Annotated in this window: 10 protein-coding genes; 5 read left to right on the forward strand and 5 right to left on the reverse strand. The window is 60.4% G+C overall.

Annotation, left to right across the window (positions count from 1 at the left end):
* Positions 1-52 precede the first annotated feature (52 nt).
* A complete protein-coding gene (locus tag FDY93_RS09280; RefSeq protein WP_138235445.1) occupies positions 53-1318 on the reverse strand; it encodes a porin in 1266 nt (421 codons plus the stop codon).
* A 266-nt stretch (positions 1319-1584) separates the two neighbouring features.
* On the opposite strand from FDY93_RS09280, the gene FDY93_RS09285 reads away from it, so the two are divergent.
* Together FDY93_RS09285 and msrA are read left to right on the forward strand one after the other, a co-directional pair.
* Complete coding sequence (locus tag FDY93_RS09285; protein ID WP_138235446.1) at positions 1585-2202, forward strand: class I SAM-dependent methyltransferase; 618 nt, start codon at positions 1585-1587, stop codon at positions 2200-2202.
* A gap of 93 nt (positions 2203-2295) precedes the next feature.
* Positions 2296-2925, forward strand: a complete 630-nt coding sequence (gene msrA, locus FDY93_RS09290; protein ID WP_138235447.1) for a peptide-methionine (S)-S-oxide reductase MsrA — start codon at positions 2296-2298, stop codon at positions 2923-2925.
* On the opposite strand, the gene FDY93_RS09295 is transcribed toward msrA, so the two are convergent.
* From FDY93_RS09295 to FDY93_RS09310, 4 genes are all read right to left on the reverse strand, one after another.
* The gene (locus FDY93_RS09295; RefSeq protein ID WP_138235448.1) at positions 2926-3786 is read right to left on the reverse strand and encodes a sulfurtransferase; all 861 of its coding nucleotides are present in this window, start codon (positions 3784-3786) and stop codon (positions 2926-2928) included.
* Between the two features lie 63 nt (positions 3787-3849).
* Positions 3850-5574, reverse strand: coding sequence for an alpha/beta fold hydrolase (locus tag FDY93_RS09300; RefSeq protein ID WP_246068528.1), 1725 nt, complete (start codon positions 5572-5574; stop codon positions 3850-3852).
* A 35-nt stretch (positions 5575-5609) separates the two neighbouring features.
* Entirely contained in the window at positions 5610-6236 is a 627-nt protein-coding gene (locus FDY93_RS09305) for a trimeric intracellular cation channel family protein (protein ID WP_138235449.1), read from the reverse strand.
* A 298-nt stretch (positions 6237-6534) separates the two neighbouring features.
* Positions 6535-7722 (reverse strand): acyl-CoA dehydrogenase, encoded by a 1188-nt coding sequence (locus FDY93_RS09310; RefSeq protein WP_138235450.1) that lies wholly within the window; start codon positions 7720-7722, stop codon positions 6535-6537.
* Between the two features lie 377 nt (positions 7723-8099).
* Between FDY93_RS09310 and FDY93_RS09315 the strand changes: the two genes are divergently transcribed.
* From FDY93_RS09315 to FDY93_RS09325, 3 genes are read left to right on the forward strand one after another with little or no spacing between them, the layout of a single operon-like run.
* Entirely contained in the window at positions 8100-9533 is a 1434-nt protein-coding gene (locus tag FDY93_RS09315) for an efflux transporter outer membrane subunit (protein WP_240914342.1), read from the forward strand.
* Positions 9533-10849 (forward strand): efflux RND transporter periplasmic adaptor subunit, encoded by a 1317-nt coding sequence (locus FDY93_RS09320; protein ID WP_240914224.1) that lies wholly within the window; start codon positions 9533-9535, stop codon positions 10847-10849. The genes FDY93_RS09315 and FDY93_RS09320 overlap by 1 nt, the downstream gene beginning before the upstream one ends.
* Positions 10846-14010: an efflux RND transporter permease subunit gene (locus FDY93_RS09325; RefSeq protein WP_138235452.1), complete on the forward strand. Its 3165-nt coding sequence runs from the start codon at positions 10846-10848 to the stop codon at positions 14008-14010. The genes FDY93_RS09320 and FDY93_RS09325 overlap by 4 nt, the downstream gene beginning before the upstream one ends.
* Positions 14011-14131: the final 121 nt, after the last annotated feature.

Here is a 14131-nt window from a genome sequence, read left to right on the forward strand (position 1 = left end):
GCCCAAGGTGTGTTGCTCCGCGAAGGATAAGAGATGTCAGGCCGCAAGCGTATCAGATGTCGATTCGGATGCCGATGGCGTTGAAGCTGTCAAATTCTTGCGCAGCCACAGCGTTGCTGCCGTCAAAGCCATTTTCAAAGTAAATACGTACGCGCTCGTTCCAGCGATACTGGAAGCCCAAATAGTACTGCTCCAGCCTGTATCGGTCGGCCAGGATAAGCGCTGCGTCGAATTCTGGATCGTCGGATACCAGGTAGTTATGCCCGCCGTAGAACGAATAGCAGTTGTCGGTGCCCCAGGTATAGCTGAGGAAAGACTCCGATCCCCTGGCATCGAAAAAGTTGGTGATGCCTTCCACGGAGCCTGCTGGTGCCAGTTGGTTGTTTTGTGAGCGCTGGAAGACCACGGCGCCGTAGAAACCTTTGGCAAAGGCCTCTTTGCCGTAGTACATGCCGAGGGCCGTGGCCCAGTCATTGCTGCTGGCATTAAACGCGTAGTCATCCCGGATCAGTACCGGTTCGACGTCGGATGTATCAAAAATCAGCCCATCCTGGCTGGCGATATCCAGTTTGACACGGTTGTAGGTTGCGCCGATAAACAGCCCATCGCCGACATTGGCCGTGTATACCAGAGCGATGCCGTGGCTGAGCCCGTATTCACAATCTCCCGGTGGACATACGAGCAGGGTATCGGGGCCGACAATGTCATCCACCATGATGTCCAGATCGGCCACATGGGCAGCGGACTGCAGGCCAATCTTGAATTCGCCGGCATCGAACTTCCAGGTCTTGCGCCACGCCAGGGCACTGTCTGCACGGCCGGTGCCCGCAGGCCCCCCATCCGTATTCAGGCCGTAAGTACCACTGGCAAGGCCACCGGATACGTTATACCAGTCGGTAATGTAGGTAACCTCGTAGTAGACCCCCCATTGTTTTCCCGCGGAGAACTCTCCCCAGGTGGGGTGCTTTGCAAATGCGTGGCCCTGGCGGAGGTAAAGCGATTGCAGTTCATCGCCTGGCATCGCCTGCTGATCCCCTTGTATCACGAGCGTCTGCGCAGAGTTGATTGCGCGAACACCCCATTCCAGATTGAAGCCAGTATCCCATAAGTCATAGGCGGGGACGTTCAAGCCAAAGCGGATACGCGAGGCTCCATTCTGCATTGCGGTATCGCCAAAAGTGTTGACCATGTGCGCGCTGAACCACCCCTCCATGTACAGTGTGACCTGATTGGACTGGTAGATGGGGACCGCCCCGGCGCCGGAAGCCGCGGCAATGCTCACTGCCGCCAGAAGTCGCGCGTGGAGTTTCTTATTCATGCCCTGATCTCTTGCTCGCATGCATCGCATTGCGTCGGGCAGCGGTGCTGCATAGAAATTTCCTCACTAGCTAAAGTAGAACAACCCATTGTTCCGGGGTGCAAGAAATGGATCTTGTGCGCGCGATTGGCAGTGCGGGCATTTTTTTGGTCGAATACACCGCATCCAACGCGGATGAAAGATGCTCGGGCGCAGTGGCTTGAAATGCCAAAATCCAGCGCCAGATTAGCAATCGTAAAAATGGTTAAACCGAGGAGGCGCGCGCTTTGGCAGAAAACAACTCTCTCAGCCGGCAGATGTTTGGTCTAACGGTGCGCAAAAACGCGCATCCGGACATGCGCCGGCTTCGGCGGGAAGCGGGGGATGCTAGCCTGCACGGTAACAAGTTCTGGAAGAGTTCCTGCCTGACGATGGATTACCTGACGAAGAATCCCCTGATCAAAGGTGCGCGGGTTCTGGATCTGGGATGTGGCTGGGGGCTGGGTGGAATTTTCTGTGCCAAGGCATTTGACGCGAAGGTGACCTCGCTGGACGCGGACCCCTCTGTATTCCCCTTTGCGGAGTACCACGCGGCGCTGAACGGTGTGGAAATCAAAACCTGGCATTGCCGTTACGAAAAGGTTACCCAGGCGGCGCTGGCAGAATTCGATGCGGTGATCGGCACCGACATCTGTTTCTGGGACAAGCTCGAAGCGCCGCTTTTCAATCTTACGCGCCGCGCACTGCGTGCCGGTGTGGACCGCATTGTGCTGGTTGATCCGGGAAGGCCGCCGTTCCGGCAGTTGGCCGAGCGTGCGGTGGAAAAACTCGACGCTGGTTATTTCGAGTGGCAGACTCAGCGTCCAATCAAGGCTACAGGCTGCATCCTGCACGCCTGTGCATAGGAACCGCTGAATCACTAGTGCGCAAGCGCCTGGCAGCGCTCACGCGCTATGTTTTTCAAGAGTCTCCTCTCAACCCTTCATTTGAGGTTTGCAATGCACTACGACAAATCCAGTATTCCCTCCGCCGACGATGCCCTGCCGGGCCGCGCGGATGCAATGCCTATCAGCGGGAAACACTTTGTGTCCGGGCATCCGATGAAACCGCCGTTCCCAGCGGGACTGGAGCAGGCGGTATTCGGTATGGGGTGTTTTTGGGGTGTCGAGCGGCTGTTCTGGGAGGTGGATGGGGTTTACGTCACTGCCGCCGGGTATGCCGGTGGTCATACGCCAAACCCGAATTACCGCGAAGTGTGCAGTGGCGGTACCGGTCACGCGGAAGTGGTGCTGGTGGTATTCGATCCCGCCAAAGTCAGTTATGAGGAACTACTGCGTTACTTCTGGGAAGAGCATGACCCTACCCAGGGTATGCGCCAGGGCAATGATCTGGGCACGCAGTACCGCTCCTGTATATACACCTACGGCGATGAGCAGTTAGCCCAGGCAAAGGCGTCAGAAAAGGCCTTTCAGCAGGCGCTTCAGGAAAAAGGGTTCGGAGCCATCACCACCGAGATTCGCCCCGCGCCGGAGTTTTTTTACGCGGAAGAGGATCACCAGCAGTATCTGGCCAAGAATCCCGGCGGCTACTGTGGTCTTGCCGGTACCGGCGCCTGCCTGCTGCGCTGATCAGGTATCAGAAGACTCAGTGCGCGGATACAGGATGTGTGCGCACCAGTCGCTCCAGCTGCCGGGGTAGAGCCGGGCTTTGCGTCCGATCAGCTGTAGTGAAAACAGATTGACACAGGCGGTTACGCCCGAACCGCAGTAGCACACGATGTCGTCGTCGGCGGGAATACTTTGCCAGTGCTCTTTCAACACGGGCAGGGGTTTAACATAGCCATTGTCGTCGGTCACACCCTGCCAGGGTTTGTTGACGGCTCCGGGAATATGGCCTGCAATGGGGTCGATCGGTTCTTCATTGCCCAGGTAGCGTTTGTTATCGCGGGCATCTACCAGTTGCCAGGGCGGATTTTCCAGGTGCGGATAGATGTCCTCGTAATGCAAGAGTTGGTCAGCGTTGGCGGTTGCGGAGAAACTGCCTGTTGCGGTGGGTATTGCCACACCGGTTTCGATGTCCAATCCCGCCGCTTTCCACCCGCTGAAACCGCCATTCAGGATGGCGACTCTCTCGTGCCCGAAATATCTCAGCAACCACCAGGCGCGCGCGGCAAAGGCGAAGCGCTGATCGTCGTAGACAACAACCTGGGTTTCGGCACTGATGCCGGCGCCGCGGGCAAATTCTGCAAATTGTTGCGCGGTGGGGAAGGGGTGGCGGCCGCCGTAGCGCGCGCAGGGCGCAGACAGGTCCCGATGGAGACTGGCGTAGCGGGCTCCGGGTATATGGCCATCGAGAAACGCCCGCTTTCCGGCTCCGGTATCCGCAAGATCGTAGCGGCAGTCGAGAATGACGATTTGGTCACTGCCTTGCGCCCGCTGCGCAAGCAACAGTGCCAGTTCGGAGGCTTCAACCAAACTCTGATAGTTCATAGCTACTGCTTTTTTCTAATCGTTATGGGGCCAAATTAAGTCCCCGAACCGGATTTGTCCAGCTCAGTGTGCCTCCGAATAGCGGCTTCCGGCGGGTGTCTGTCGCAGCCGTTGCGCCTCTTCTTTTTCTTCTGCGGACTGAACTGTCTTTTCTTCCTCGGGCCGCGGCGAGACCGCCGTTTCGTCTTCTGAGTTCAATTCCTGTTTTGCGCGCTCTGCTTCCAGTTCCGCGATTTTTTTCTCAAGCTCCGCCTGCTGCGCCAGTTCTTCCCTGCGGCAGCTGGCCGCCGTTTCCGCTACGGGCTGTAGTGGTTCATTGAGGAATGCGGCGGCCGCCTGTTCGGCACAGTCGCTCGCGGAAATAACATCGTGAGCCAGCTGGGGAAACAATAGCCATTGGTGATTCGGCAGTTTTTTGCGCGCAGTGTTGGCGTCTTCGGCGGAGAGTACCGGGTCCAGTGCGCCGTGCATCACCAGGGTTGGCACTTCGGTTTTGATGGCGCGGGATTCGATCAGGGCCGCCGAGGGAATGGCCCAGATACGGCACTGTATCTGCATCATGTCGATGTCCGAGCGCACCGAGCCGCCCAGGGTGCCGCTGGTGGCCGCCGACTGGCGTGCCTGCTCGAAGTCCACAAAAGGCGCTTCCTCGTAACAGAAGTGGCTGATACCGGCGGCGTCGCCAAAATTGGGGTCGAGCACCAGACCCATGAAATTCGCAATGGCGGGTTTCAGCAGCTCTGCCTGTTCGGACTCCAGCTCCTGAATGATGGCCGGCAATTCCTTGTAGAAATTTTCGTTGTACAGCGCCTGGAACAGAACTCGCAACAGGCGCTGACCGGAGAGCACGAAGGGGTACGATTTGCTCGGATGAATATTGCCGGTGTCCACCGTGAGTGGTGATTCGTCCAGCTTCTGCACCACGGCCTCCAGGCGGCGCTTCAGATCCGGATAGCGCTTGTTGCATTCGGCATCTTTGCTGCAGTAGTCGATGCCGCGCTGGTAGGCAGCGATTACATCCTGGGGCAGTTGCTGGGTGTAGATAATGTTGGGGAAGACCGCGCTGTTCAGCACCATGGCGCGCACCGAGTCGGGAAAATCCCGCGCGACGGTGAGCGCGTAGCGGCTCGCATAGGACACGCCGTACAGATTCAGTTTGGGAACGCCCAACGCCTGGCGCAGGGCTTCGACGTCTTTGGCCACCGCAGCGCTGTTGTACTGGGCGAGATCGGCGGTTTCACTCAGCCGGCTATAGCAGCGCTCCATGCTGTAGGTGAATACCCGTGATTCTTCGTCCGTACTGAGATTGCGGGTAAATGCCAGGTCGGCGTCTTTGATGAACTCGTCGCAGGCAAGCCTTGGTGAAGCCATACCGGTACCGCGGGGGTCGATAACGATCAGGTCGCGGCCGTCTTCAACACTCATGCCGGCGTAGTTGACCCACAGCCAATCGCTGGCATTCTCAGGTTCCAGTCCCATGCTTGCGCCAGGGCCGCCGGCACCCAGGTGGAGCAGCGGTTCTTTATCCGGATCGGTAATATTCGCGAAAAAGCGCACTACCGGAAACTGGATCTTGCGCCCGGCGGGTTTGGCGTGATTTTCCGGCACTTCCATCATGTAGCACTGGGTGGTCGGCCAATTGCTCTCGGTATCGAACCAGCAGGGTTTTGGAATCAGGCGGCTGACGTTCTGGGGCGCCGACTTTTCTTCGGGGGCGCAACCGGTGGTGGCGAACAGAACCAGAGAGAAAAACAGTGTCAGGGCGGCTGCTGAAAAGCGTGTGGGCATAATCGGGTACGTCTGGATTGATGGTTTCCCGGCGCTCAGGGGCCGGGTCTGGGGCCGATGCGGGCAATGGGCGCGGACAGGTTCCAGCGCAGCGCCGCGAGGCGGATACTCAGGGTAACGAGGATCGCAATCGCCACGACGGCTTTGCCCGGCAGAGCCTCGATGTCGTCCAGTATCACCAGAGCCGCGGCGCCACTCAAGGCCGCGGTGGCATAAATTTCGCGCCGCAGCAGCAGGGGGATGTCGCCACAGAGGATGTCGCGGATCAGGCCGCCAAAGGTACCGGTCATCACGCCCATGACGATGGCGATGGCGGGGGAGTGGCCGAGATCTAGGACTTTCTGGGTGCCGATCACCACAAAAACCGCAAGCCCGGCGGCGTCGGCGATCATCAGCAGGCGCATGGGCACCTGCAGGTAGCGAATGAGGTAGAAGCTGATGATCCCGGTGGCCACGGCGATCCACAGGTAGTGGCTGTCGGTGAGCCAGAAAACCGGCACATTCAGAATGATGTCGCGGGTGGTGCCGCCGCCAACGGCGGTCACGCAGGCGAGAACCACCGCGCCGAACAGGTCCATCTGCTTATGACCGGCCGCCAGTACACCGGTAAAGGCGAAAACGACGATGCCGATCAGGTCGCACCAGTACAGCAGTTGTTCCATGGAGAAGAATTCACGCGTAGGTTTACAGTCAGCGGAGGATTATGGTGGGACTTGGGAAGAAGGTACAGAGTGCGCGGCGGCTTGAATGGAGCGGTGTGGCGGTACTGCTACCGGGCGCCGCCTTGTAAGACACGGGCTAGGCGCCCCCCCTTAACCCATCCATGGGGGCTCTTCCGCGAGGTGGCCCGGCCGCTCCATGTATTCGCGGCGCCTTCGGCCCCTCTCGCGGAAGGTCTTACAAGGCGGCGCCCGGTATCAGTACCTTCGCATCACGCGAAGTGGTGCTGATCAAGCAATGTTAGAAAAACGCCTGCAATCCAGTCTGCGCACGCCCCAGAATCAGCGCGTGCACATCGTGCGTCCCCTCGTAGGTGTTCACCGCTTCCAGGTTCATCACATGGCGGATCACATGGAATTCATCGGCAATACCGTTGCCGCCGTGCATATCGCGGGCGATGCGGGCGATGTCGAGGGCCTTACCGCAGTTATTGCGTTTCACCAGCGAGATCATCGTGGGGTCGAAGCCGGTTTTCTGTTCGTCCATCAGGCGGCCAACCCGCAGTGATCCCTGCAGGCCCAGGGCGATTTCGGTCTGCATGTCTGCGAGCTTTTTCTGGAACAGCTGGGTCTGGGCCAGCGGCTTGTTGAACTGCTTGCGGTCGAGGCCGTACTGGCGTGCCGCGTGCCAGCAGAATTCGGCGGCCCCGAGTGCGCCCCAGGAGATGCCGTAGCGCGCGCGGTTCAGGCAGCCGAAGGGACCGCCGAGGCCTTTGATATCGGGGAAACGGTGGTCTTCGGAGACGAAGACATTGTCCATCACGATTTCGCCGGTGATGGACGCGCGCAGGGAGAACTTGCCTTCAATCTTCGGCGCGCTCAGACCTTCCATGCCTTTTTCCAGCACGAAGCCGCGGATATCGCCTTCGTCGTCCTTGGCCCAGACCACAAAAACGTCGGCAATCGGGCTGTTGGTGATCCACATCTTGGAGCCGCTGAGGCGGTAGCCGCCGTCTACTTTCTTAGCGCGGGTTTTCATCCCGCCGGGGTCGGAGCCGGCGTCCGGTTCGGTGAGGCCGAAGCAGCCCACCCATTCGCCGGTGGCGAGTCTGGGCAGGTATTTCTCTTTCTGGGCTTCGCTGCCGTAGGCGTAAATCGGGTGCATGACGAGGCTCGATTGCACGCTCATGGCGGAGCGGTAGCCGGAATCGACGCGCTCCACCTCGCGCGCCACCAGGCCGTAAGACACGTAGTTGAGGCCGGCACAGCCGTAGCCGTCGATGGTGGAGCCCAGCAGGCCCAACTCGCCCATCTCATTCATGATCTCGCGGTCAAAAATCTCGTGGCGGTTGGCTTCGAGCACCCGCGGCATCAGTTTGGATTGGCAGTACTCGCGGGCGGTGTCGCGGATCATGCGTTCTTCGTCGGAGAGCTGGCGATCCAGCAGGAGGATATCGTCCCAGTGCGCCAAAGGCTGGTTTTTGCTCATGGTTCGGGTCCGTGCGGTTTGTGGTTTGCGGATTTCGGGCATTCGCCGCGCATTCGGGGCAGCCCATCTCTCTTTGTTCAATCTTAGGCAAATGGCCGGCGACTCTCGGGTTCCGGCGAAGGCAAGGTGCTCCGCGGAAGCGAAGTGGCGCCGCGTCCGGTTCGAATACCGGGTCATCATAGCCGACCTGTTCCGGGACTTCGATAATGTGATCACTTTTTTGCGGGTGGATTGCAGCGGATTATGCGGGATGGTCGTTTTCTCGCCGGCAGGTAAACAAACGTAAAACGCCTTGGCGCCCCGGTGGAAATTTCGATAATGGGTAAATGCGGTTATTTCGAATAGAAATTATGGGCTTTTTGCCGAAGTTGACCTTAGTGGGTGCCTTGACGGGCGCGCTTTCCCTGACTGCCTGCGGCAACCAGCCGCTGCCACCTGAGCTGCCACAACAGACTCTCGGGTTGCCCCAGCAATTCAGTGCTTCGGGTTCACTTGCGCCGGATCAGCGCTGGTGGTTGAGCTTTGGCGATTACGAGCTCGATCAGCTGGTGAACATGGCGCTCGCTGCCAATCCCGACCTACAGGCCACCTATTGGCGTCTGCAGCAGGCCGATGCCGCCGCGGCCCAGGCGCGCAGCGGTTTTTGGCCGCGTCTCACCGGTACCCTGGAAAATACCGAGCAGCGCCGTGCTTCCACCAATGACTTTGATTTTTCCGGTGCCGAGAACGAAGGCAACAGCTGGAGCGGTAGCCTTGCCGCCGGTTACGAGGTGGATCTGTGGGGCCGGGTGCGCAGTGGCGCGCGCGCGGCGGAGGCGGCGCGCCTGGCCCAGGAGGACAGCCTGCAGATCGCGGCGCTGACCCTGGTGGCGGAAGTCTCCGGGGTCTGGATGCAACTGCAGGAAGCCTGGGGGCAGCAGCGCCTGCTCGCTCAACAGCTGGAGATCAATCGCAAAACCCTGCGTGCGCTGGAGTTGCGATTTGGCGGGGGTGTCGGCGCAGCGGCGGACGTATTGCAGCAGCGACAGCTGGTGCAGCAGTCACTGCAGGAGCTGGACCAGAGCCGCGCGGACGCCCGGATTCTCCTGACCCAGTTGGCCGCACTGCTCGGCACCAGTGGGGAGGAGTTGCCGGCGTTTGTTCACCAGCGCGAGGCGCTGCCGGATCTGCCCGCGTTGCCCGCCACGGGTGTGCCGTCGGAGTTGCTGCTGCGCAGGCCGGATGTGCGCCGCGCCCAGCGCGAGTTGCTGCAGGGGCATTACCTGGCGGACCAGGCCTGGGCGGAGCGCCTGCCGGCACTGACGCTCAGCCTGTTTTTCAGCGGTGGCGGTCGTTCGCTTTCGGATATTGCCGAAGACTGGCTGTTGAATCTGAGCGCGGCCATCGACGGTGTGATTTTTGATGGCGGCAATCTGGCCGCCGCCGAGCGCCAGCAGAAGGCGGTGGAGCAGGAGCGCTGGGCGGCGTTTCGCAATACGGTGATGCAGTCACTGTCGGAGGTGGAGCAAGCGCTGATCAATGAAGAGGCTATTCGCGAACGCCTGCGGCATCTCGAAACACGCTCGCTGCTGGCGGATCAGATCACTGTGCGCCAGCGGCGCGCCTACGGCCGCGGTACGGTGGATTTTCTCAATGTACTGACCGCCACCAATAATCAACAATCTCTCGAGCGGCAGCTGCTGACAGCGCGCCGCGAACTGCTGGAAAACCGGGTAACACTGTACCGAGCGCTTTCCGGGGGACTGCCGGCAGACGATCTGCCCGCGCCCGCGGCGGTAGAGCTGGAAGTTTACCGGGCGGAGAACAACTGATGTCGAAGTATCCGTTGCTGGACAAAATCAACTGGAGCATTGCCATTCCGGTGCTGCTGATCGTGCTGGCTTCGCTGCTCTCAAGCTGGCTGCTGCGGGAAAAGCCCACCATGCAGCGGGGGGAGCGGAAGGCACCACCACTGACCGTGGATGTGGCCCTCGCCGAGTACGGACAGTTCCCGCTCACGGTGCGCGCTCTGGGCAAGGTAAGCGCGCGGGAACTGGTGGAATTGCAGCCGCAGGTCGACGGCCGCGTGGAGTGGCTCAATTATGATCTGGGACCCGGCTCTACCCTGAAAAAAGGCGAGCTGTTACTGCGTATCGAACGCGAACCCTACGAGCTTGCGCTGCAGACTGCGCGCAGTACCCTCGCCGAGCGCCGCGCAGAACTGCAACAGGAACAGGGGCAGCGCAAAGTGGCGCAGGAGGAGTTCGAGCTGTTGGGCGACTCGCTGCCAGATGCGGACCAGTCGCTGGTACTGCGTGAGCCCCAGTTGGCCGCCGCGCGCGCCCGCGTCGATGCTGCCGCAGCGCAGCTCAGGCTGGCGGAGCGCGACCTGCGCCTGACCAGTATCTCTGCCCCCTTCAATGCGCTGCTGGTTTCCCGCAGTGTCGATATCGGCGACCGCGTCGCCCCGGGCACGGTGATGTATACCCTCGCCGGTGCGGACCGTTTCCAGATCGAAGTGGAAGTGCCGGCGAGCCAGCTTCCGCAGCTCAATACGCCGCAAGCGCAGGTGCGCATCCGTGGCAGCCAGTGGCCTTCAGGCGAGTTCCGTCAGGGGCGTTTTGTGCGGGTGATTCCGGTGCTGGAAGAACAGGGGCGTCTGGCGCGGGTACTGGTAGAACTGGACGATCCGCTGGGCATTGAAAACCCGTCCCATCCGCAGCTGTTGCTGAACGACCTTGCACGGGTGGAAATTACCGGCCGCGCCAAGGGCCAGCAGGTACGTATTCCGCTGACGGCACTGCAGGACGGCAACCAGGTTTGGGTGGTGGAGAATGGCAGGATTCATATCCAGCCGGTGGAGGTTTCCCATTTCGACGGGGAATACGCGATTCTGGAAAGTGGCCTGCGCGGTGGTGAAACCCTGGTGACCACGCGCCTCACCAGTGTGACGGAAAATATGCCCGTGCGCACCGCGGAAGAAGCGCGCAGCCGTCCGTCCGGGCAGCCGGGTTCGTCAGCGTTGCCGGAGGAGAAAGTGTCTCCACGCAGGTCTGCGCCCGAGGATCAGGGAGAGTCGAGCCCTCCGCCATTACCGGAACCCAGTGAGAAAAGCCGCAAGGCCGGCACCGACGGTGAACGCGGATGAGCAGCAATCACGACATCGAAGCGTATGACGGCAAGCGCCGCCGCCCGCCGGTGGATACCCGCCACGGTGCCATCGCGTGGATGACCCGCAATCACGTCACCGCCAATCTGCTGATGCTGGTATTCCTGATCGGCGGTCTGTTTTTCTCCTTCTCGATCAAGAAGGAGGTATTCCCGGATTTCAGCCTCGACATGGTCACCGTCAACATTTCTTATCCGGGCGCCAGCCCGGAAGAGGTGGAGCGCGGGGTGCTGGTGCCGGCCGAGCAGGCCATTACCGGTCTTGTGGGCATTAAGGAGCTGCGCGGCAGTGCCGGGGAGGGCAGTGCGAGCCTGACGCTGGAACTGGACGAAGACGCCGACGGCAATAAAGTGTTCCAGGATGTGCAGGCGGCCATCGACCGCGTCAGCACCTTTCCTTCCGATATCGAACGGCCCCAGGTCAGCCTGGCGGAGCGCAAGCGCGATGTACTGGATATCGTGGTACACGGCAACGTGGATGAACGCACCCTCAGGGAGTTTGTCATGCAGGTGTATGACAAACTCGAAGCACATCCGGACATTACCCAGCTTGAGGCCTATGGAGTCAAGGATTACGAAGTGGCGATCGAAGTCGACCGCGACGATCTGCGCCGCTACAACCTCTCGCTGCCGGATATTGCCGCGCTGGTACGCAATGCCGCCGTCGACGTTCCCGCGGGCGGGGTGAAATCGGAAGCGGGCGAGATTCTGGTGCGGGTGACCGAGCGCAAGGACTGGGCGCGTCAGTTCGGCGAGATCGCCGTAGCCCGTACGGACGGGGGCGGCACCGTGCGCCTGCGGGACATCGCCAGCATTCGCGACGCGCTGGTGGATGAACCTCGCAATATGGTTTTCAACGGCGAGCCCGCGGCCGGTATCGATGTTTTCCGCATTGGCGATCAGACCCCGATGAGCGTCAGTGAGGCCACCCACGAGGTGCTGGCGGATTTGCGCGAGACCCTGCCGCCGGGCATTCACGTAAGTGTGCGCGACGACGATTCGGAAATTTTCAAGGAGCGCCTGGCGCTGCTGCTGAAAAATGGCTTCCTCGGCCTGCTGCTGGTGTTCGTGGTGCTCGGTGCGTTTCTCGAATTGCGTCTCGCGTTCTGGGTAACCCTGGGCATTCCCACCAGCTTTCTCGGTGCACTGCTGTTCCTGCCGGCGATGGATATTTCCATCAACATGGTGAGCATGTTCGCGTTCATCATTGCGCTCGGCATCGTGGTGGATGACGCGATCATCGCCGGGGAAAACATTCACGAATGGCGCCAGCGCGGCTACAGCAATTTCGAGGCCGCGGTGGCCGGTGCGCGCCAGGTGGCGGTACCGCTGACGTTTGCGATTCTCACCAATATCGTCGCGTTTATCCCGCTGATGGAGCTACCCGGCTTTATGGGCAAGATATTCGGGGTGATTCCCTATGTGGTGGGTGCGGTGTTCGTCATCTCTTGGGTGGAGGCGCTGTTCATCCTGCCCGCGCACCTCGCGCACTCCAAACGCGGCTACAAGAGCCGCGCCGCGCGCCGCTTTGCCGCGCGCCAGAAAATGATCGCCCGCAGCCTGGACCGCTTTGTCGAAAAGCGCTTCAAGCCCGCACTGGACCTGTGTGTGCGCCACCGCTATATCACCATTGCGATTTCTGTGGCGATCCTGATCGTCATGACCGGCTATGCCGCCAGCGGCCGCATGGGTTTTACCCTGATGCCGAAAGTGGAACGGGATTCCGGGCGCGTGGAAGTTACTTTCCCGCCGGGCACCGCGGAAGCGCAGTTGGATCGCGCGCGCAAGCAGATCATGAGTGCGGCGGATGAGATTCTTGAGGAAACTGGTCGCGAGGGCATTTTCATCGGTATGCGCGGACTGATCCGCGATGACTCGGTTCAAGTAGACGTTTACCTAACCCCCGGCGATCAGCGCGAGATCACCACCGGCGAATTTGTCAGCCGCTGGCGCCGAGCCGTGGGCCCGGTTCCCGGCGCACTGAGCTCCAGCTTTGCCAGCGACCGCGGCGGCCCCGGCGCGGGGCCGGCACTAACTGTGGAGTTGCGCCACACCGATACGGATCTGCTCGAACAGGCGGCACAGCAACTGGCGGAGGCTCTGAAAGGCTTTCCCGCCGTGGGCGATATCGACGCGGGCGTTTCCCAGGGCAAGCGCCAGCTCGACCTCACCCTCACCGATACCGCAAAAAGCCTCGGCCTCGCCGCCGAAGACATCGGCCGCCAGCTGCGCGCGTCGCTTTACGGTGCGGAAGCTTTCCGCCAGCAGCGCGGGCGCGATCAGGTGAAGGTGATGGTGCGGCTGCCGGAGCAGGAGCGGGTAACCCTTGATGATGTAAACAACATCATGATCCGCGCGGACAACGGTCTCTGGTTGCCGCTGCCAGATCTGGTAGAAATCGAGCAGGGTCGCGCCTACGCGGCCATCAATCGCCGCGAGGGGCGGCGGGTGATGACGGTGACGGCAAATGTGGAGCCGGCGGATCAGGCGGCGTTGGTGATCAATGAGTTGAACCAGAGTGTGATGCCGCAGCTGCGCGCGCAGTATCCGGGCCTTTCTCTTTCCTATGAGGGGCGTCAGGCGGAGGAGCGGGAGGGGCTTTCCTCTCTCGGTGTTACCTTCTCGCTGACGTTGGCGGTGTTGTATTTTCTGTTGGCGATTCCTCTGAAGAGTTACATTCAGCCGCTGACGGTGATGGTGGCGATTCCGTTTGGTGTGATCGGGGCGTTGCTGGGGCACCTGGTGATGGGCTACGGGCTCAGTATGGTGAGTATGTTGGGGATGGTGGCACTGGCGGGGGTGGTGATCAACGATACGCTGGTGATGATTGAGTACGGGAACCGTTTGCGGGAGCAGGGTATGCCGATCACCGATGCCATCAAGGCGGCCGCTGCACGACGTTTCCGTCCGATCATTCTCACTACGGTGACGACCTTCTGTGGTCTGATGCCGATGATTTTCGAAACCTCGGTGCAGGCGAAATTCATGATTCCAATGGCGATTTCTCTTGGCTATGGAATCCTCGCTGCCACTACGATTTCTCTACTGTTAGTCCCTTGTCTGTATCTGATGTTTTCTCGGGATATTCCGGCGCTGTTTGGAATGATGAGAGGACGAACTCTGAATCGCCCAGCTTCCTGATTTTCACTCCGCGTCGTTTGTGCTTTGGGCTGGCGTGGTGGCGGCAAAGCACTGGGTAACCCTTTTTGAAACCGCCATGAATACATCCCTGTAGGCTGCGTCGGAAACATCCCTGTTTCCG

Origin of the sequence: Microbulbifer harenosus (assembly GCF_005771435.1) — a bacterium.
In the GTDB taxonomy this organism is placed as follows: domain Bacteria; phylum Pseudomonadota; class Gammaproteobacteria; order Pseudomonadales; family Cellvibrionaceae; genus Microbulbifer; species Microbulbifer harenosus.

Coding starts and splice junctions, on each gene's coding strand:
- FDY93_RS09300 (WP_246068528.1), bottom strand. CDS start 5,574: ATGCCCACACGCTTTTCAGCAGCCGCCCTGACACTGTTTTTCTCTCTG.
- FDY93_RS09320 (WP_240914224.1), top strand. CDS start 9,533: ATGTCGAAGTATCCGTTGCTGGACAAAATCAACTGGAGCATTGCCATT.
- FDY93_RS09305 (WP_138235449.1), bottom strand. CDS start 6,236: ATGGAACAACTGCTGTACTGGTGCGACCTGATCGGCATCGTCGTTTTC.
- FDY93_RS09295 (WP_138235448.1), bottom strand. CDS start 3,786: ATGAACTATCAGAGTTTGGTTGAAGCCTCCGAACTGGCACTGTTGCTT.
- FDY93_RS09280 (WP_138235445.1), bottom strand. CDS start 1,318: ATGAATAAGAAACTCCACGCGCGACTTCTGGCGGCAGTGAGCATTGCC.
- FDY93_RS09325 (WP_138235452.1), top strand. CDS start 10,846: ATGAGCAGCAATCACGACATCGAAGCGTATGACGGCAAGCGCCGCCGC.
- FDY93_RS09310 (WP_138235450.1), bottom strand. CDS start 7,722: ATGAGCAAAAACCAGCCTTTGGCGCACTGGGACGATATCCTCCTGCTG.
- msrA (WP_138235447.1), top strand. CDS start 2,296: ATGCACTACGACAAATCCAGTATTCCCTCCGCCGACGATGCCCTGCCG.